The 18,291-nt window shown below is 67.7% G+C and carries 26 protein-coding genes; all 26 read left to right on the top strand.

Annotated elements, in window-relative coordinates:
• Position 1: 1 nt before the first annotated feature.
• On the top strand, positions 2-382 hold the full coding sequence (locus SP6_RS02820) for a hypothetical protein (RefSeq protein WP_045078031.1): 381 nt from the start codon (positions 2-4) through the stop codon (positions 380-382).
• Between the two features lie 110 nt (positions 383-492).
• Positions 493-729: a hypothetical protein gene (locus SP6_RS02815; protein WP_042468479.1), complete on the top strand. Its 237-nt coding sequence runs from the start codon at positions 493-495 to the stop codon at positions 727-729.
• Positions 726-1,217 carry a head completion/stabilization protein gene (locus tag SP6_RS02810; protein ID WP_053003270.1) on the top strand — a complete coding sequence of 164 codons (492 nt, stop codon included), beginning with the start codon at positions 726-728 and terminating at the stop codon, positions 1,215-1,217. Before SP6_RS02815 ends, SP6_RS02810 begins: the two co-directional genes overlap by 4 nt.
• The gene (locus tag SP6_RS02805; RefSeq protein WP_042468476.1) at positions 1,217-1,426 is read left to right on the top strand and encodes a tail protein X; all 210 of its coding nucleotides are present in this window, start codon (positions 1,217-1,219) and stop codon (positions 1,424-1,426) included. Before SP6_RS02810 ends, SP6_RS02805 begins: the two co-directional genes overlap by 1 nt.
• Positions 1,427-1,431: 5 nt before the next feature.
• Positions 1,432-1,773, top strand: coding sequence for a hypothetical protein (locus SP6_RS02800; RefSeq protein WP_042468474.1), 342 nt, complete (start codon positions 1,432-1,434; stop codon positions 1,771-1,773).
• The gene (locus SP6_RS02795) at positions 1,770-2,288 is read left to right on the top strand and encodes a glycoside hydrolase family protein (RefSeq protein WP_042468472.1); all 519 of its coding nucleotides are present in this window, start codon (positions 1,770-1,772) and stop codon (positions 2,286-2,288) included. The genes SP6_RS02800 and SP6_RS02795 overlap by 4 nt, the downstream gene beginning before the upstream one ends.
• On the top strand, positions 2,285-2,758 hold the full coding sequence (locus SP6_RS02790; RefSeq protein WP_042468471.1) for a hypothetical protein: 474 nt from the start codon (positions 2,285-2,287) through the stop codon (positions 2,756-2,758). The genes SP6_RS02795 and SP6_RS02790 overlap by 4 nt, the downstream gene beginning before the upstream one ends.
• Positions 2,694-3,002 (top strand): hypothetical protein, encoded by a 309-nt coding sequence (locus SP6_RS02785; RefSeq protein WP_227876655.1) that lies wholly within the window; start codon positions 2,694-2,696, stop codon positions 3,000-3,002. Before SP6_RS02790 ends, SP6_RS02785 begins: the two co-directional genes overlap by 65 nt.
• Positions 2,999-3,334 carry a hypothetical protein gene (locus SP6_RS02780; RefSeq protein WP_053003269.1) on the top strand — a complete coding sequence of 112 codons (336 nt, stop codon included), beginning with the start codon at positions 2,999-3,001 and terminating at the stop codon, positions 3,332-3,334. Before SP6_RS02785 ends, SP6_RS02780 begins: the two co-directional genes overlap by 4 nt.
• On the top strand, positions 3,327-4,721 hold the full coding sequence (locus tag SP6_RS02775) for a polysaccharide deacetylase family protein (protein ID WP_042468467.1): 1,395 nt from the start codon (positions 3,327-3,329) through the stop codon (positions 4,719-4,721). Before SP6_RS02780 ends, SP6_RS02775 begins: the two co-directional genes overlap by 8 nt.
• Positions 4,718-5,206 carry a phage tail protein gene (locus SP6_RS02770; protein ID WP_042468466.1) on the top strand — a complete coding sequence of 163 codons (489 nt, stop codon included), beginning with the start codon at positions 4,718-4,720 and terminating at the stop codon, positions 5,204-5,206. Before SP6_RS02775 ends, SP6_RS02770 begins: the two co-directional genes overlap by 4 nt.
• Complete coding sequence (locus SP6_RS02765; RefSeq protein ID WP_042468464.1) at positions 5,203-5,868, top strand: phage virion morphogenesis protein; 666 nt, start codon at positions 5,203-5,205, stop codon at positions 5,866-5,868. Before SP6_RS02770 ends, SP6_RS02765 begins: the two co-directional genes overlap by 4 nt.
• A gap of 70 nt (positions 5,869-5,938) precedes the next feature.
• Positions 5,939-6,835 carry a baseplate assembly protein gene (locus SP6_RS02760; protein ID WP_042468463.1) on the top strand — a complete coding sequence of 299 codons (897 nt, stop codon included), beginning with the start codon at positions 5,939-5,941 and terminating at the stop codon, positions 6,833-6,835.
• Positions 6,825-7,484: a phage tail protein I gene (locus tag SP6_RS02755; protein ID WP_042468461.1), complete on the top strand. Its 660-nt coding sequence runs from the start codon at positions 6,825-6,827 to the stop codon at positions 7,482-7,484. The genes SP6_RS02760 and SP6_RS02755 overlap by 11 nt, the downstream gene beginning before the upstream one ends.
• Complete coding sequence (locus SP6_RS19950) at positions 7,481-8,497, top strand: gp53-like domain-containing protein (protein WP_053003268.1); 1,017 nt, start codon at positions 7,481-7,483, stop codon at positions 8,495-8,497. The genes SP6_RS02755 and SP6_RS19950 overlap by 4 nt, the downstream gene beginning before the upstream one ends.
• A 9-nt stretch (positions 8,498-8,506) precedes the next feature.
• Complete coding sequence (locus SP6_RS02745; protein WP_042468459.1) at positions 8,507-10,354, top strand: SGNH/GDSL hydrolase family protein; 1,848 nt, start codon at positions 8,507-8,509, stop codon at positions 10,352-10,354.
• Between the two features lie 9 nt (positions 10,355-10,363).
• Positions 10,364-11,221: a hypothetical protein gene (locus SP6_RS02740; protein ID WP_042468457.1), complete on the top strand. Its 858-nt coding sequence runs from the start codon at positions 10,364-10,366 to the stop codon at positions 11,219-11,221.
• Positions 11,222-11,288: 67 nt separating this feature from the next.
• Positions 11,289-11,855 carry a phage baseplate assembly protein V gene (locus SP6_RS02735; RefSeq protein WP_227876657.1) on the top strand — a complete coding sequence of 189 codons (567 nt, stop codon included), beginning with the start codon at positions 11,289-11,291 and terminating at the stop codon, positions 11,853-11,855.
• A gap of 5 nt (positions 11,856-11,860) precedes the next feature.
• Entirely contained in the window at positions 11,861-12,229 is a 369-nt protein-coding gene (locus SP6_RS02730) for a GPW/gp25 family protein (RefSeq protein ID WP_045078029.1), read from the top strand.
• Entirely contained in the window at positions 12,226-13,398 is a 1,173-nt protein-coding gene (locus SP6_RS02725) for a phage tail sheath subtilisin-like domain-containing protein (RefSeq protein WP_042468456.1), read from the top strand. Before SP6_RS02730 ends, SP6_RS02725 begins: the two co-directional genes overlap by 4 nt.
• A gap of 32 nt (positions 13,399-13,430) precedes the next feature.
• A complete protein-coding gene (locus SP6_RS02720) occupies positions 13,431-13,946 on the top strand; it encodes a phage major tail tube protein (RefSeq protein ID WP_042468454.1) in 516 nt (171 codons plus the stop codon).
• 65 nt (positions 13,947-14,011) lie between these two features.
• Positions 14,012-14,332, top strand: a complete 321-nt coding sequence (locus SP6_RS02715) for a phage tail assembly protein (RefSeq protein WP_042468451.1) — start codon at positions 14,012-14,014, stop codon at positions 14,330-14,332.
• Positions 14,333-14,340: 8 nt separating this feature from the next.
• Positions 14,341-14,466: a GpE family phage tail protein gene (locus SP6_RS02710; RefSeq protein WP_042468449.1), complete on the top strand. Its 126-nt coding sequence runs from the start codon at positions 14,341-14,343 to the stop codon at positions 14,464-14,466.
• Positions 14,456-16,867, top strand: a complete 2,412-nt coding sequence (locus SP6_RS02705; RefSeq protein ID WP_042468447.1) for a phage tail tape measure protein — start codon at positions 14,456-14,458, stop codon at positions 16,865-16,867. The genes SP6_RS02710 and SP6_RS02705 overlap by 11 nt, the downstream gene beginning before the upstream one ends.
• A 6-nt stretch (positions 16,868-16,873) precedes the next feature.
• Complete coding sequence (locus SP6_RS02700) at positions 16,874-17,260, top strand: phage tail protein (protein ID WP_042468446.1); 387 nt, start codon at positions 16,874-16,876, stop codon at positions 17,258-17,260.
• The gene (locus SP6_RS02695; protein ID WP_042468440.1) at positions 17,257-18,285 is read left to right on the top strand and encodes a contractile injection system protein, VgrG/Pvc8 family; all 1,029 of its coding nucleotides are present in this window, start codon (positions 17,257-17,259) and stop codon (positions 18,283-18,285) included. The genes SP6_RS02700 and SP6_RS02695 overlap by 4 nt, the downstream gene beginning before the upstream one ends.
• Positions 18,286-18,291 lie beyond the last annotated feature (6 nt).

Here is an 18,291-nt window from a genome sequence, read left to right as displayed (position 1 = left end):
GATGCGCCTGACCAAATTTGCCCTTTGCCTTGCCGCCCTTGCAGCGCTCCCTTTGACCGCCTGCGGACCGACCGCGCAGGAGCGATGCGCCGGCACCAAGGACACAGTGACGTGCATGGCCGTCGCCAATTCGGGCGGTGACGTGCAGGATTACCTGCTCGGCGGCCTGGCGGGCGCCGCGCTGGCATCGCAGATCTCGGGCGGTTCCTCGCGCCCGACCGTGATCCATCAGGTCCCCAGCTACGGCGATCGCCGCCCCGCCTACCACGGCCCGCTGCGCACCAAGACGGTGACCACGACCACCCGCAACAGCCTTTTCGGCGGTCGCAGCATCACGCGCACGACCACCACTTATCGACCGAGCTACCGCTCGCGTCGCTGACCCGCTCGCCCCCCGGCGCCGGGGGCGGATCGCGCGTGGCGGGAGGGGCCTTCGGGCCTGCGGGCCGCCGCGGACCCGATCCCCACCCCTGGATTGATGAAAGCCCGCTTATGCTCCCCACCGCCCTGATCCTCATCGCCGCGATTTGCCAGGGCCTGGGAGCATGGGCGGCCCTTGCCGGCGCGCTGGCGCTGGCCTGCCGGCTCGATCCCGCCAGCATCGGCTTGCCGGCGATCACCGCCCTCCCCGCCCGCTGCGGGCTATGGGCGCTGCTCTTCGCGATCGGGATCACCCTGACCATCGCCGGATCCGCGCTGGCGGTTCATGTCATCGGCGCCGGCGCATGACCGCGACCTTTATCCCCACCGTTCTGCCCGGCGATCCCGCCCCCGTCGTGACGGCGCCCGCGCCGATCGATACCGGCGGCTGGTTTCCGCAGATCGATCCCACCCTGTTCCGCGACGAACAGCGCGTCGACGCGAACGCGATCACCGACGCCCGCGTCCGCCAGGCGCTGGTCAATGCGATCATCCGCGTCGGTCGCGACCTGAAGGACTGGCGCCTGGACCAGGTCGCGGCGGGCTTCGCGACGCTCGACCTGGTTCCCGCTGACAAGGTCGACGGCGTGTCGGAGCTGACCACACTCTATCGCCGCGCCGTCTTCACCGCCGCCAAGGCGGAGATCGTCGAGCGCTTCGTCGATGTCGACCTGACTGGTCGCGGTGAACGTTCCGCCGATCAGCTCGACCCGACCGTCGCCGAGTTGCGCCGCGATTCGGTCCATGCGGTGCGCGAGATCCTCGGCGTCGGTCGCATGACCGTCGAACTGATCTGATGGACACGGTTCGCGCCCGCGCCGGCGACACGCTCGACGCGCTGATCTGGCGCGAACGCGGCCTCGGTCCCGACGATCTCCCCGCCGTGCTTCAGGCCAATCCCGGCCTGGCCAGGCTGGGGCCCGTCCTGCCGATCGGAACCCCCGTCATCCTCCCCGACACCCCGCCCGCCAACCGCGTGCGCGATGTCGTGCAACTCTGGACCTGATCCCGATGCCCAAATTTCTCCACGATCTCCTGGACGCGGTCCTCGCCTTCCTGATCGCGCTGGTCCCCGGCGCGCTCGGCGCGGCGGTCAGCCTGGTCTATGAAGAGGGGCTGACCTGGTCGCGGCGCATCACGCAAATGATGGTCGGCATCACCGTCAGCTATTTCGCGCGCAACCTGGCGCACAGCCTGACCGGCTGGGACGATTATCTCCTCCAGGCGGTCGGCTTCGTCGTTGGCATGACCGCCTTCAAGGCCACGCCCGCCCTGATCGCCGGTATCGTCGAGCGCGCGCCGCTCCTCCTGGTCCTGATCGACCGCCTGCTCGGCAAGAAGGAGGCGAAATGACCTACGACCGCGCCCGCCTGGCGCGCGAGATCGCGCGCGATGAAGGTGACAAGCTGATCGCTTACCACTGCTCGCAAGGGTTCCTGACGATCGGCAAGGGCCGCAACCTGGAAACGGTCGGCATCACGGCGGAGGAAACCGCCGCGCTCGGCATCACCGTGTCGAGCTGCATCGCGCGCGGCATCACCCAGGCGCAGTCCGACGCCCTGTTCGCCAATGACATTGTCCGCAGCGAAGCGGATCTCGATCGCCATCTCCCCTGGTGGCGCCGGCTCGACCCCGTCCGCCAGCGCGTCATGCTGAATATGTGTTTCAACATGGGGATCGGCTGGCCTCCGTCGAAAACGCGGAAGGGCAAGGGTCTGCGCGCCTTCGTCAATACGCTGCCGAAGATCCAGCGCGGCGACTGGCAGGGTGCCGTCGCCGGGATGCGGTCCTCACTCTGGCACCGCCAGGTGGGGGACCGTGCGGTCCGGCTGGAGGCGATGATGCTGACCGGAAAGGAACCCCGATGATCTGGCTCCGCAAGCTCTTTGGCGGCCTCAAAGCCGAAGCGAGCTTCATCCTGCTCTTGGCTGTCGTCTGCGTCGGGGCCTGGCAATATGTCCAGGCCCGCCATGCCGAGCGCGACCGCGACGACGCGGTCCGCCGCGCCGAGCTGGTGTGTAGCGCCGTTGGTGTCGACTGGACCGAGAAGCATATGCGCGGCCCCGGCACGGCCTGCGCGCAGCGCGCCCGCCAGCTCCGGACCGATCGCGAGGCGATCGATCGCGAAACAGCCCGCCTCCTGTCCGACGCGATCGAGAAACAGGCCGCGCGCGCCGAGGCGGACGCCCGCGCGGCGCGCGATGCCATCGCCCGCGCGCGGGCCGCTGAAACCCGAATGGAGAAAGCCAATGCGGATGCCGACGCGACCAACCATGTTGGTCCTGACTGGATCGCTGCTCTTAACGATCTTGCCGGCCTGCGCCGCCCGGCACACTGACCTGGTCCCACCGGCGCCGGTCGCGGTCGCCGTCGAACCGCCCCGCCCGTCCGCCGATCTGCTCGCCTGCGCCGAACGCCCCACCGCCCTTGTCGAGGATCCCGCGCTGCTCGCGACCATCCCCGCCCCCTGGCGCCGGGGCCTGATCGGTTTGGCGCGCGCGGCCGGCGTCAATGCTGACCGGCTCGACCGCCTGGCCAACTGGGTCGCGCCGGGGTCCTGCCCGGCAAAGGAGAAACCATGACCGCGTCCACCATCGAACGACGCCGCGCGATCTTCGACGCGACCGGCGATCGTCGCCAGGAGCAGTTCGCGCTGGCCAGCAACAACGTTGCCAGTGCCCCCGTCACGCTCTTCGGCGGCAATTATGTGCTGGCGCAGGCCTGCGCCAGCTATGGCCAGATCGCACTGCGCTACCGCGATCCCGCCGGTAACATGATCCAGCTCCTCACCAAGGGCGGTGCCGATGCGGGCGGCGGTACGTCCCTCCAATTCGCGGCCGGAACGTTGGTCGATGTCGTCCTCACCAACACCACCGGCGCCAATGTCATTTTGTCGAGGGTCCCCAATGCGTAAGGTGATCGCCGCGCTGACCGCGCTCCTGATGGCCGTCCCGGCCGATGCTCAGATCATCGTCCCGCCCCCCGCGCCCGGCGCCGCGCTGCCGAGCCCCGAATGGCCAGGCCAGCCGGCGGACGGCGACAAGGGCCCCGCCGTGGGCGGTCGGGCCTATCAGCGCTACCGCGTCGCGGCCCCGATCGCGGTGCTGGCGTCGTTCGACCAGGTCGCGCGGCTCAACGGCGCACCGTCCGAAGCCAGCGATGTGGCAGCGGATCCGCTCTATGGCGATACACGGCTGACCATTACCCTCGCATCGTTCAACGCACGCCAGCTCCGCCCGATCGCGACGCTCGCTAACCCGGTAATCGCGACGGGGCAGAATGTCCGCATCTGGACGAAGCCGATCGCGTCCGTCGACCCTCGCCTCGATAGCTACAAGGTCCGCCTCTATTCGGAGGGGAACCCGTCTTCCCCTGGCGCCAATTACCACGAGTACAACTTCTCCGGCCTGATCCGAGAGGGGCAGAAGGACAAGGAACAGCGCTGGGGCTCCTTCACCGTCCCGGTCAGCCAGTTCGTGGCGGTCGGCAACGGCGCCAACCTGTCCGCCGTCACCTGGGCGATGGTGACGATGCAGGCCAACACATCCTCTCCCATCACGATCGCGGTCGGCAATATCGAGCTGGTCGCCAATACGCTCAACAAAGCCAAGTTCATTATCGGCTTCGACGATCAGTATCCGGCGACGATCAACTACGCGTCGCGCGCCATGGCGCGTTATGGTTTCCGGGGCGTCCTTTACCTGTCGCCAGCGATCGACGCCAACCGCACCGGCAAGCTGCCTACCTCGCAGATCAAGACGCTGCACGACAATCTTGGGTGGCAGATCGCCAGCCAGGCCTACAGCACGGAAAATAACACCGGGCCCGGCGGCCTGGAGCTGATGAGTGCCGATCAGCGAACCGCCGAGACCGCCAAGCTGCGCAACTGGCAAAATGGCCTGGGGCTCAGCGGCGGGTCGCATGGCTCCTATTTCGGCAATGTTGGCGCGACCAACATGCTGACCTATCCGATGTTTCGCAATTACCGGTCGGTCCGCGCCTATTATTTCGGTGAATTCTCCATCATCGAAACCTATCCCTGGGGCGATCCGATGCGGATCCGTGCCATGGGAGCCGGGGAATTCCAATGGGGCAATAGCGCCGCGATCTATACCACCTATTGGAAAAACCATGTCGATCGCGCGATGGCGCAAAAGGGCGTCGGCTTCCTGGTGTTCCACGACGGACTGAGCGGTTCCATGTCGAACTGGCGCCCCGCCTTCGACCAGCTCCTCGCCTATCTCGACGCGAACCGCAGCGCGATCGATGTCGTCACTGTCGACGATCTGGAGGTCCCATGAGGAAGGTCGACTCGCTGCGCGATCTGCTCGTCCGCGCCGTGCCGGCGCTGGCGGCGGATCCGTCCAAGCTCGCGATCTTCGTCGATCGCGGGCAGATCATCGCCCGCGCCGGTAATCTCTCCTTCGAATATCGCTGCTCGGTCAACCTGGTGGTCGAGGACTATGCCGGCGACCAGGACGAGGTGATCGTCCCCATCCTGGCCTGGATCGCGGACAACCAGCCCGAGCTGCTCCAGCGCCAGGACAGCCAGCCCTTCGCCTTCGAAAGCGAATGGCTGGCCAAGGATCTCCACGACCTGTCGATCACGATCGAGCTGACCGAGCGCGTCAAGGTCGAACGGGTCGAGGGCGGCGTCACCACCGAACATCTCGCGGATCTGCTCCCGCCCGACATCTTTGCCGGCGCCGAGGGCGCCCGGCTATGGGAAGGACTGGCGGAGGACCTGGTCGCCGGCACGACGACGATCGCCGCCTCCCGCCCATGAGCGACGATTTCGCGCCGATCGAACAACTGGCGGGTAATCTCCTGCGCAGCCTGTCGAGCGCCGAACGTCGCTCGCTCCTGCGCAAGATGGCCCGCGCCCTGCGCGCGACTCAGTCGGAGCGGATCGGCCGTCAGGAGAACCCCGACGGATCGCGCTACACGCCCCGCCGTCCGCGCCGCGAACAGCGTCCCGGCAATTATGCGGTGAAGTTTCTCTATCCCAAGGGGGACGCCAATCCCCGCCTGGTCTTCATGAAATCATGGGTCCGCCAGGGCCCCCTCATCACCGGTTTCGATGCCGAGGCCGGCGCGATCCGCTCCTTTTTCTGGGACAAGGTGGATCGCTGGCTCCCCGTCGAACCCGAGGATCAGAACAAGGGCGCCGGCAAATTCCGCCGGCGCGGCAATATCCGCCGCCAGGCGATGTTCCGCAAGCTGCGCTCGGGCCGCTTCCTGCGCGCCGATGCGACCGATAGCGAGGCATGGATCGGTTTCACCGGCCGCGCCTCGCTGGTCGCCGAGGTTCACCAGCTCGGCAAGATGGATGCACCGAAACAGGGGGGACGCCAGATCCGCTACGCACAGCGCGGGCTCGTCGGACTGACCGAACGCGAACGCGCGATGGCGATCGACATGCTGCTCGATCACGTCGCGGGCGGCTGATCTTGTAGAGAGGGTCTCTACAAGAGCGCGGGCTCGCCACCCCATGGCGGCGCACCCGACATGGGCGGCGATGGCCGCCAACTCCTCCACCACCGTCGATCTGTCGCGCCTGGACCGCCCGATCATCATCGCGCCCGTCGACTATGACACGATCCTCGCCAGGATGATCGCGCGTGTCCAGGCGATCCTGCCCAGCTTCGACGCGACCGTGGACAGCGACCCGGCGGTCAAGGTCCTTCAGGTCGCCGCCTATGTCCAGATGCTCGACCAACAGGATTTCAACGAACGCCTGGTCGCACGCCTGGTCGCCTATGCGACCGGTGCGACGCTCGATCATATCGGCGCGGCGATCGGCGTGGCGCGTCTGACGTTGATCGCCGCCAACGACGCAACCGGTGCCCCCGCCGTCATGGAAGCCGACGATGATCTGCGCGCCCGCATCGTTCTGGGTCCGGAGAAGTTCGCGGCGGCCGGGCCCGAACTGGCTTACGTCGCGCACGCCAAGGATGCGAGCGCGCAGGTGCTGGACGCCAGCGCGACTTCCCCGGCGCCGGGGGAAGTGCTGATCTCCATTCTTTCTCGTGACGGCGACGGCTCCGCCTCGGCGGATCTCCTGGCGGCCGTTCGCGCGATCGTCACGGATCCGCAGATCCGGCCGCTTGGTGACCTGGTCACCGTCGCCAGCGCCGGCTTGGTCCCCTTCGTCGTGACGGCCCGGATCTGGACCTTTGCGGGCCCCGATGCGGCACTGGTCCTCGCTACCGCCCTGGCCAGCCTGAATGCCTATCTGTCGCGCTCGCGAAAGCTGGGGCGCAACATCACCCTATCGGGTCTGTCCGCCGCGCTGACGGTGGAGGGCGTGCAACGGGTCGTGCTCGACGCGCCCATTGCCGAAATCGTGTGCGGTCCGACCCAGGCCGCGCGCTGCACCGCCATCTCCGTGACCCATGCCGGCTATGACGAATAGCCTCCTACCTCCGAACGCGACGCCGCTGGAGCGGGCGTTGGAGGCGGGCGTTACGATGCCACCTCCGGTCGATGCGGCCGCACTGGCGGACGCCGTCGCCGATCCGATGACCGCGCCGGCATTCCTGCTCCCATGGCTCGCTTACGGAGAATCGGTCGACGCCTGGGATGCCGACTGGTCGGAGGCGGACAAGCGGACGGCCATAGCCGGATCGATCGCCATGCATCGTAAAAAGGGGACCCGTGCCTCGGTCGAAGATGTTCTGTCCCGCTTCGACCAGCTCGCGCGCCTGATCGAATGGCATCAGGCCAATCCGCGGCGCCCGGCCCATACCTTTGACGTGATCGTGCCGATGGTGTTGCCCGATGGCACCGCCCCCGGCGGGCGCCGCACATCGGCGGCCTTCGCGGATGCGATCATTCGGGAGATCGCGCGCGTGAAGCCGCTGCGCGAACATATGCGGCTGGTCCAGGAGATCCGAACGTCCGGCGCGATCGGGATCACCGGCGTCGCCCGTGCCGTCGCTTACACCCGCAACGATGCCGACCTGGTGATCGACCAGTCGCCCGACTGGATCGCCTATCTTCAGACCGAGGATGGCGAACCGCTCCAGTCCAACGACGGCACCTTTCTGGACACCCGCCTATGACCGCGCTCAAACTCACCATGACCACGGCCGGGCTCGGTCGCTTCACCGCCGCGCAAGCGAGCGACGATATCGATCTGACCATCGCCCGCGTCGGGCTGACCGCGACCAACTTCGTCGCCGCCCCGACGCTCACCGCACTGCCCGGTGAATTCAAGCGGCTGGCGACCGTGTCGGGCTCGGTCGAGGCGCAGAACATCGTTCACATGACCGTCACCGATGATGAGGCGGTGACCTATTCGGTGCGCGGGTTCGGGCTGTTCCTGGCGGACGGGACCCTGTTTGCGGTCTATGCGCAGCCGACGCCGATCGCGGAGAAGTCGGTCGGCTCGATGCTGGCGCTGGCGATCGATATCGCGTTCCCGGTCGCCGGCGTCGAAAACATTACCTTCGGCTCGACCAACTTCCTCAACCCGCCGGGCACCGAGGCACGGAAAGGCGTCGTCGAGCTGGCCACGCTGGCGGAAGCCGACGCCGGCGATACGACCCGCGTGACCACTGGCGCGGTGGTCAAGGCGATGATCACCGCCGCGATCGACGCCGTTAGCCAGGCGCTGGCAGGACTCACCGCGCGAACCATCTATGGTTCCGGCCTGGTCAAGGGCGGTGGCGACCTGACCGCCAATCGCACCTTGACGGTCGACGCCGCCAGCGGTGCCGAGGTGCGGGCGGGAACGCGCGGCGATGTCGCGATCACCCCGGCCGGGCTGGCGGCGCTGGCGGGGACGATCGCGACCAATGGCGAATTCCAGATGACGCCCGGCGTCTTCGTCAAGACCGGCGTGACCCAGGGGCCGCACGGGGAAGGCTCCGTCGCCATCAATTTCGCGACCCCATTTCCCAATGCTTGCCTGATCGCGGTCGGGATCGCGATCAACACCAGTGGCCGGATTGAGTGCGACAGCTACGTCCAGGAGCGCGCCCTCTCCGCCGCCACCTTCACCGCCTTCGTTCAGAAACAGGCGAGCGACAGCGCCAATATCGACGCGATCCGCTGGATCGCGGTCGGTCGATAAGGATCCGCGATGGCCAAGATCTCCGAACTCCCCCAACTCGCCAACCCCGCAGGGACCGAACTCGTCCCGGTGGTCGGGGCCGATGGCGCGACCAAGGCGGCCCGCATCGGGGGCTTGGTCGATGGCGCCGTGGCGCGCCTGGTGGTGGCGATCGGCATCGAACCGGTTCGTGCCGGCTGGCAGGAAGTGGTGGTCGACAGCAACAACCGCGTCGTGTCGGGCTATCACCCGGTCCTCAGCAATTATGACGGCGGGCGCTCTGCTCTGGAAAGGCGCATTCTCGTGCTGGAGGGCGGAGGCGAAGGCGTCGAGACGATCGCGCGCAAGGGCGGCTGGATCACCTGCACCGTCGACGTCAACGGCCGCGTCGTGCGCGGCAAGCATGTGCTGTTCGGCAACTACCCTGCGCAGGATGTCGAAACGGGTGGCGGCAATGCCGCTTGGGCAGCGAAGATCGCCGAGCTGCGTGGACTTCGTCTGCGCGATGCGGCCGCCCTCCACCCCAATCCGCCGAAGGTGGTTCGGCGGACATTAACCAAACCGCTGACCCCCGCCGCGTCCGCCGAGATCCTGCGCTATGACGATCCCCGCCTGACCGCATCCCTTCCGCTGGTCCATCGCAACAGCGACTATCCCAACAACGAAATGGTGGCGGGCGGGTGGATCAAGGCGGCGGACGGGTCGATCTACGCGCCCCACTTTTCCATCCGCTTCGTCACCGACGCCCCGCGTATCGATGTGCGGTACGGCTACACGGGACAGGCCCGGGTGCTGGTCGATGGCCAACCCGTGTCCCTATCGCGAACCCTCGACCTCGGCGATGGCGAGGACGATTGGCCGATCATGTGCATCGACTTCGGTGCAGACACCCGCACCATCCGCCCGACCTACACGGTGACGGCGGGGGGATCGGGCTATGCGGAAGGCGACGTTCTGACCGTCGCGGGCACCGCGGGCGATCCGCTGCGCTTGGAAGTCACCTCGGTCAACGCCGATGGCGCGCTCCGCGCCTCGGGCCTGCGGGTGAAAGCCTGGGGAACGCTGACCGCGCTTTCGTCCGACGCGGTCGCCGCCACGGGGGGCACCGGTACGGGTGCGACCATCAAGCTCAGCGGTGCCGATGGTTTCATCGGTCATACAACCCGCCGCATGCGTCGCATCGAGATCTGCATGGGCGCCGGCCTGGTCCAGTTTGCCGACCTGCGGGTCCCGAAGGGCAGCACCGTGCGGCCCTGGCCAGTCGCCGGGCCGCGCCTCATGGTCATGCAGGACAGCTATGGCCAGGTCTTTCCCGATTACCCGCAAGGGGTGTGGGCCCACCGCATGGCGGACATGCTCGGCATCGAGGACGTGTGGCTCAACACGATGGGCGGAACTGGCTTCATCAACGGCGATGTCCGGTATGGTCAGCGCCTTGGCGAGATCGCCGCGAACCTGCCCCCGGCGCATCAGCCGCTGATCTTTTTGACCCAGGCCAGCATCAATGATGCGGGTCGGAGCGAGGCGGAGATCCAGGCCGCCGTTACCGCCTATTGGACCGAAGCTTTCGCACGCCTGCCCGGCGATGCCGTGATGGTGCAGACCGGTATCCTGCGCGCGCCTGGCAACGCGCCATCCGATGCACAATCGGCCGCCGTGCGCGCTGGTTTCGACGCCGTGTGTGCGGCCGAGGACCCGCAGGGTAAGCGATCCTTCTTCGTCGAAACGCGGGCCCCGACCGCGATGATGGTCGTGCCCGATGCGACAGTGGAATGGATCGCCGGCGATCAGGCCCACCCGCCCCAGGTCGGTCACGACTATATCGGCGCGGCCTTCGCTCCCCTCGTGCTTCGCGGCCTCCAGTCGCTCTCGCTGTAAGGAACCATCATGGCAGACACCACCCAAGTCACCCGCCTCGCCTATGCGGCGGCCGATAACCTCGCCCCCCTTTTCTGCGACGATCCCGCCGCTCAGGCGAAAGGAACGACCGATTTCTGTCACGACTGGCGCACGTCCGTCCAATGGGGCGGAGCGCTCCCCGTCGCGGGCGCGGCGCAACCGGTCCTGAGTTTCGCCAATCTGGCGCTCAACAAATCCCCGGTCCTGGGGCGCGACCTGGCGGTATCGCTGCGCCTGGTCGAGGGCGGCGGTGACCCGTGGCCCGCCGATGCACGCGGCTATCGCGGCGGGTCGCGCAACGGTGCGACGGTCTATGTCCTGGCCAAAGCCGGCATCGACGACGGCAAGGTCATGAACCCCAAGAGCGAAGCGTTCCGCGACTTCTATATCGACCTCTGGTTCTTCATGGCGGCCGAGCCGGTCCAGTATCAGCAAGGGTTGCTCGGTCGGGGTTCGGGCATCGACATCGACTATGGACTCGCCATCGATCACGCCACGCGCGAGGTGGTCGAATGGACAACCGGCGTCCGCGCCCCGGCCCGCGCGGTGGGGACGCTGGTGCACATCGGTCATCACCTAGCGTTCGACACGACCGCCGATACCGCCACCTCGCGCCTGTTCTGCGACGGGGTCGAGATCGGCGCGGCCGTCGCGCATCGCAAGCCCAGCGCCTGGGTGGAAAATAACCGTCCGATGTATTTCAACGGCATGGCGGGATATGGCGCAGCCAACGCGATATTCCCGCGCTTCAGCCGCACCTTCACCAAATGGCCCGGACAGACGGCGCTCGATCCGCTCAAGCTGCATCAGGACGAAGAGCGCTACAACCGCGCCCGCCTGGCCTGAATCCGTCCGCCTCTTGTAGAGACCCTCTCTACAAGAGGCGGGGCTCGCCAACATTGGCGCGGGGCGCATGGTCGCGGTCATGGCCGATCCCGCCGATATCCAACGCCTCGTGGGCGATCTCCTGCGCGAAGGGCTGGTCGCGTCGGTCGACCATGACGCGGGCACCTGCACCGTCGCCTTCGCGGACGATCTGACCACCGGCGATATCCCCTTCCTCTCCCCCCGCATGGGCGCCGCGCGGATCTGGCTTCCGCCCGCGATCGGGGAACAGGTCCTGGTCCTCGCGCCTGAGGGCGATGCGGCGCGCGGCCTGGTCATCGGTGGCCTGGCCAGCGACGCACGGCCGCATATCGGTCGCGGCCCTGGCGCGGCGATCGAATTCGATGACGGCGCGCGCCTGGCCTATGACCCGCAAACCCATCGCCTGACCATCGCCCTCCCCGCCGGCGGGGCCGCCGCGATCGTCGCGGACGGCGGGCTGTCGCTCAAAGGGCCGCTGTCGGTCGAGGGCCCCGTCGACATCACCGGCAAGCTGACCGCCAGCGAGGATGTCGTGGGCGGCGGCAAGAGCCTGAAAAGCCACCTCCATACGAAGGTGCAGGCCGGCACCGCGATTTCGGGTCCGCCGCAGTGAACGGCATGGATCGCCACACCGGCCGCCCGATCGCCGGCGCCGATCATCTGCTCCAGTCGATCGACGATATCCTGTCGACGCCCCTCGGCACCCGCATCGGCCGGCGCGACTATGGCAGTCTGGTCCCCGAGCAGCTCGACCAGCCGAACAACGATCTGGGGCGATTGCGCGTCATAGCCGCCGCTGCGCTGGCGCTGATGCGCCAGGAGGGGCGCGCCCGCGTGCGTCGCATCACCCTGTCGCCGGGCGCCTCCGCCCATTCGGCGGTGCTGACCATCACCGGCACCCGCACCGATGTGCCCGGCCGCCCCGGCTTCTCTGTCATCTCGACCATCCGCGCGCTGTCCGCGCTTTCGCAAAGGGCCCCCTCATGAGCTTTCTCCACGGCATCAACGTTCGCGAGGTGACGCGCCAGGCGCGCGGGATCGCCACCGTCTCGACCGCCGTCATCGGCCTGGTCGCGACCGCGCCGGCCGCCGATGCCACTGCCTTCCCGCTCGACACCGTGGTCAAGGTGACCAACCTTCAGGACGCGATGGCAAAGGCCGGCGCGACCGGCACGCTCCAGGCCGCGCTGCGCGCCATCGCCGGGCAGGCGGACACGACCGTCGTCGTCGTGCGCGTCGCGCCTGGTGCCGATGCCGCCGCCACCACCGCCGCGATCATCGGCGCCGATGTCGCCGGCGTGAAGAGCGGGATGCAGGCGCTATTGACCGCACCGGCGCAGCTCAACGTCCAGCCGCGCATTCTCGGCGCCCCCGGCCTCGAATCGCAGGCGGTGACCACCGCCCTGATCGCGGTCGCCAAGAAGCTGCGCGCCCGCGTCTATGCCAAGGCGCTTGGCCTCGATCGTGGCGCCGCCATCGCCCACCGGGCGCTGTTCCCCGATGCGCGCGAGCTGACCCTGTTGTGGCCTGGCGTCACCGCCCCTTACGGCGCGGCCGGCGCCTCGATCGCCGTCCCGGTCGCGGCCGTTGCCATGGGGGCCCGCGCCGCCATCGATGCCGCGCAGGGCTGGCACAAGACCCTGTCCAATGTCGCGCTCAACGATCTCGACGGCCTGACCGACGATGTGACCTTCGACCTCCAGGACGAAACCTGCGACGCCAACGTCCTCAACGCCTCCGAGCTGGTCACGGTGGTGCGCATCGGTGGCGCCCTGCGCTTCTGGGGCAACCGCACCTGCGCGGTGACGGATAGCGACTTCGCCTTCGAGAGCGCGGTCCGCACCGCACAGATCCTGGCGGACAGCATCGCGACCGGCCTGGTATGGGCGCTCGACAAGCCGCTCCTACCGAGCCTGGTGAAGGACATTGTCGAGCAGATCAACGAACTGTTCCGCGCGGAGAAGCGCGCCGGACGGATCCTTGGCGCGGTCGCCAGCTTCGATCCCGCCAAGAACCCGGCGGCAAACCTGAAGGCCGGCAAGCTGCTGATCGGCTTCCGCTACACCCCCGTCCCGCCGCTCGAAAATCTCGGGATCGAGCAGGAGATCACCGACGAATTCCTGCTCGACTTCGCGGCCCTCTCGGTCGCGGCCTGATCGCATCCCCACGGTCCCTTGAAGGATAGCCCATGTCTTTCCCCCGCAAACTGAAACAGATGATGATGTTCATCGACGGCGTTGGTTATGCCGCCGATACCGAAAGCGTGACCCTGCCCAAGCTGGAGCGTAAGCTCGAAAAGTGGCGCGGCGGGGCGCTCAATCGCCCGGCTCCGATCGATCTGGGTGGCGGTGACGATCTGACGGTCGAGCACAGCTATGGCGGTCCGATCCGTGAAATCATCCGCCAATATGGCCTGCCGAGCATGAGCGGCGTCCAGATCCGCTTTGCCGGCTCCTATCAGGACGACAGCACCGGTCAGATCCATAGTTGCGAGATCACGCTGCGCGGCCGGCATCGCGAGATCGACCGTGGCGAGCAGAAGCCGGGTGAAAGCGGCAGCTTCAAGGTCATCTCCGACTGCGTCTACTACAAGGAGGAGTGGGACGGCGTCACCGATGTCGAGATCGACATCCTCGGGATGGTCGAGATCGTGGGCGGCGTCGACCTGATGGCCGGCCATCGCGACGCCCTGGGCCTTTCCTGATCTGACGATCGCCTTCCGGGGCCGGCAACGCCAGCGGCCGGCCCCATAGCAACCGGACCCATCTCATGACCGAAGCGAAGAACACCGAAACCATCACGCTTGAGGAAGACGCCGCGACCGAGGACGGTCAAGTCCTCTTGCCAAAGGGCACCGTTATCACGCTGCGCCGCCCGCGTGGCGGGGCATTGCGAGGAGCCAATCTCGGCGGCCTGGTTCGTATGGAATATGACCAGATCGCGATGGTCGCGCCGCGCATCACCACCCCGCCGCTTGTCCCGCATATCTTTGCTGCGCTCGATCCCGCCGATGTGACCCAGATCGCCGGGGAGATCGCCAATTTTTTGCTGACGAGTGCAGCACGGGAGGCGCTCTTCCAGCGCGGGTAGAAGACCCCATGGGCGATATCGCTTTCGTCTTCGGCTGGACGCTCGACAAGCTCGAACGGATGTCGGTGGCGGACCTGATGATCTGGCGTGGCGAGGCCGCCCGCCGTCACGACCCGGAACGTCATGGATCGTAACCTCCGCCTCCGCCTGTTGATCGAGGCCGGCGACCGCGCCACCCGCCCGCTGCGCGATATCGCCGGCGGGTCGAGCGCGGCGTCGCGCGCATTGAAGACCACCCGCGATCGGCTGGCGGAGCTGCAACGCGCCCAGGGCGATATCGCAGGCTTCCGCGCGCTGAAGATCGGCCTGCGCTCGACCGAGGCGGAGTTGCAGACCGCGCGCCAGCGCGTGACCGAGCTGGGTCGCGCCATGGGGCAGACCCAGAACCCGACCCGCGCCATGACCCGCGATTTCCAGCGCGCGAAGCAGGAGGCAGAGCGGCTGGAACGCCAGCATGCGCAGGAGACGCGCCAGCTCGGCGACCTGCGCACCCGCCTGCGCGATGCCGGGATCGCGACCACCGATCTGGCCCGCCACGAACGCGAACTGCGCCGCCAGGTCGAGGGGACCAACCAGGAACTGAACGACCAGGAACGCCGCCTGGCGCGCACTGCGGACCGCGAACGCCGCATGGCCGCCGGCCGCGCCCGCTTTTCGCGGGCGCAGGGCATGGCCACCGGCCTGGCGGCGGGCGGTGCCGCCTCGATCGGCACCGGGATGGCGATGGCCGCGCCGATCATCGCCGGCGTGAGGGCCGCGCAGGACTACGAATCGACCATGACCGATATCGGTCAGAAGGCGGATCTGTCCCGGCCTAAGACCGAGGCGCTCGGCAAGGGCCTGTTGATCGCCGCCCGCGCCGCCAACCAGATGCCCGCCGACATGCAGGCCGGCGTCGACGCGCTGGCGGGCATGGGCGCCAGCGTCCCCGACGCGGTGGCGATGATGACGCCGATCGGCCGCGCCGCGACCGCGTACAAAGCGGAGATCGCGGATCTGTCGAACGCCAGCTTTGCCGCGACCGACAACCTCAAGGTCCCGATCGCGCAGACCCAGCGCGTGATCGACATCATGGCGGCGGCCGGAAAGGCGGGCGCATTCGAAATCAAGGACATGGCGGGCGTCTTTCCCTCGCTGACCGCCTCCTACCAGGCGCTGGGTCAAAAGGGCGCCGGCGCCGTCGCGGATCTCGCGGCCGGGCTCCAGATCGCGCGCAAGGGCGCCGGGGATAGCGCCAGCGCCGGGACCAACCTGGCCAATGTCCTGCAAAAGATCGCATCGCCGGCGACCAACAAGGCGTTCGAAAAGATGGGCGTCAACCTGCCCAATGCCCTGAAGAAGGCCTACCAGGAGGGCAAGACGCCACTGGAGGCCATCGCCGAGATCACCAACAAGACGCTGAAAGGCGACCTGTCGAAGCTCGGCTATCTGTTCGAGGATAGCCAGGTCCAGCAGGGCCTGCGCCCGCTGATCCAGAACATGGCGCTGTTCCGCAAGATCCGCAGCGACGCGATGAAGTCGGACGGGACCACCGATCGCGACTTTGCCGAGCGGATGAAGGACTCGGCGGCACAGAGTAATGCGCTCAAGACGAACGCCGCCACCCTGGCGATCACGCTGGGGTCTCAGCTTCTACCCACGGTCAATTCCGGCCTGGCCACGCTCAACAATTTCGCCACCTGGATCGGCGACGCCGCCCGCCGCCATCCCACCCTGACCAGGGCTATCGCCCTCGGCGCCGCGACCTTCGCCACCCTGTTCCTGATCCTCGGGGGCGGCGCCATCGTCGTCGCGGGTCTCATCGCCCCCTTTGCCGCGCTCAGCTTCGCGGCCGGGGCCCTCGGCATCGGCCTGTGGCCGGTGGTCGGGATAGCCGCCCTGGTGGTGGGCGGGATCGTCGCGCTCGGCGCGGCGGCCTATCTCATCTATGCGAAATGGGGCGCCATCTCCGGCTGGTTCGGTGCGCAGTGGACTGCGATCAAGGGGCACGCTTTGTCCGCGATCAACTGGTTTGCCACCCTGCCCGATCGCTTCTCGACCATCGGGCGCCAGATGATCGCCGGCCTGGTCAACGGCATCCTGTCCAGCGTCCCCGGCCTGCGCGGCGTCGTCAACGCCGTCGCCGTCATGATGCCGGCCGCCACCCGCAAGAAACTCGACATCCATTCGCCAAGCCGCGTCTTCGCGGCGATCGGCGGCCATATCGTTGGCGGCCTGTCCGCCGGCATCGCCGCGCAGGAATCGGAGCCGGTCAAGCGCATGGACAGCCTGTCCCGCCGCTTGTCCGCCGCGATCGTCACCGGCTCCGCCCTGCCGGCGATGGCCATGGCCGCGCCCGGAACTGGCGGCGCCGGTGGTCGCGGCGCCACGCCGATCGCGGCCGGCCTGCCACCCATCACCTTCGTGATCAACGCTGCGCCTGGTCAAAGCGAGGAAGCCATCGCCGAAATGGTGGCGCGCAAGCTACGCGAGCTGGGGATCGCCGCGCCTGGCGCCGGCTCCCCCAGCTTCGGCGACCGGCCCGATTGGGAGTAACCGCCGATGCTGCTATCCCTCGGGCTCTTCGCCTTCGGCATCGATACGCTGGCGTTCGATGAGATCCAGCGGAAGTCGAGCTGGCGCCACGCAACCGCCACCCGCATCGGCGCGCGCGACGCCAGCCAGTTCACCGGCCCCGGTGACGAAACCATCTCCCTTCCCGGTGCGGTCTTTACCGAGATCGCCGATGGCGAGATCTCGCTCAACGAGATTCGCCGCATGGCGGGCACCGGCGACGCATGGCCGCTGGTCGACGGGCGCGGCTATGTCTACGGCGCCTTCGTCATCACCGGCCTGACCGAGACGCTCAAGCATTTCTGGCCAGATGGCACCCCGCGCCAGATCGACTTCGCGATCGAGCTGCTCCGCGTCGACCAGGACGCCGCATGATCCAGCCCATCCCCGATTTCCGCGTCACCGTCGACGGCCGCGACATTACCCAGATCCTGCGCGGCCGCGTCGCGTTGCCCGGTGGTCGCACCCGCCCCCGCCTGATCTCCATGGGGATCTCCGAAAAGCGAGGCGAGGAAGCCGACACCTTCGACCTGGTCCTCGACGATAGCGACGATGCGCTCGACCTGCCCCCGACCGGCGCCAAGATCCGCGTCTCGCTCGGCTGGCGTCAGGGAACCGGCGTCACCCCCGGCCTGGTCGACAAGGGGGAGTTTCACGTCGAGACGATCGACCATGGCGGATCGCCCCCCGCGCTGACCATCCGCGCCAAGGCCGCGGACTTCACCGCCGGCCTGAAACAACGGCGGGAAAAGGGACACAATGCCACCACCATCGGCGCGATCATTACCGAGATCGCACAGCGCCACGGCTATCAGGCCCGCTGCGCGGCCGTTCTGGCGTCGATCGCGGTCCAGGCCAAGGCACAAAGCCGGGAAAGCGATCTGGCCTTCCTACGCCGCCTGGGGCGCGAATATGACGCGGTCGCGACCGTGAAGGCCGGCGCGCTGATCTTCAAGCCGGTCGGCGATGGCCTGTCCCCCTCGGGCAAGACCCTGCCCTCGATCACCATCGTCAAAGCCTCCGGCGATGCCCACCAGTTCAGCCGCCAGAAGCGCGACGATGCCGAGGGGGTCCAGGCCACCTGGCACAACCGCGCGACCGGCAAGCGCGAGACCTTCGTCAGCGGCAAGAAGGACGGCGCCCGCCGCCTGTCCCGCGTCTATGCGACCGAGGAGGCCGCACAACAGGCCGCCAAGGCGGCCCAGGGCCGCGCCGCGCGCGAACCGGTCAGCTTCTCCATCAACCTGGCGCTGGGTCGCGCCGATCTGGGGCCGGAGCAGAAGGCCAAGGTCAGTGGCTTCAAGACCCAGATCGATGCGGTGGATTGGCTTGTGACCGAAGTGTCACACAGCTTGGGTGATGGCGGCTTCCGAACGCAAGTTAAATTAGAACAAGGATGATATCTG

Origin of the sequence: Sphingomonas paucimobilis NBRC 13935 (assembly GCF_000739895.2) — a bacterium.
In the GTDB taxonomy this organism is placed as follows: Bacteria; Pseudomonadota; Alphaproteobacteria; order Sphingomonadales; family Sphingomonadaceae; genus Sphingomonas; species Sphingomonas paucimobilis.
The sequence above is the reverse complement of the archived record's forward strand: the minus strand, read 5'-3'. Positions and strand labels throughout refer to the sequence as shown.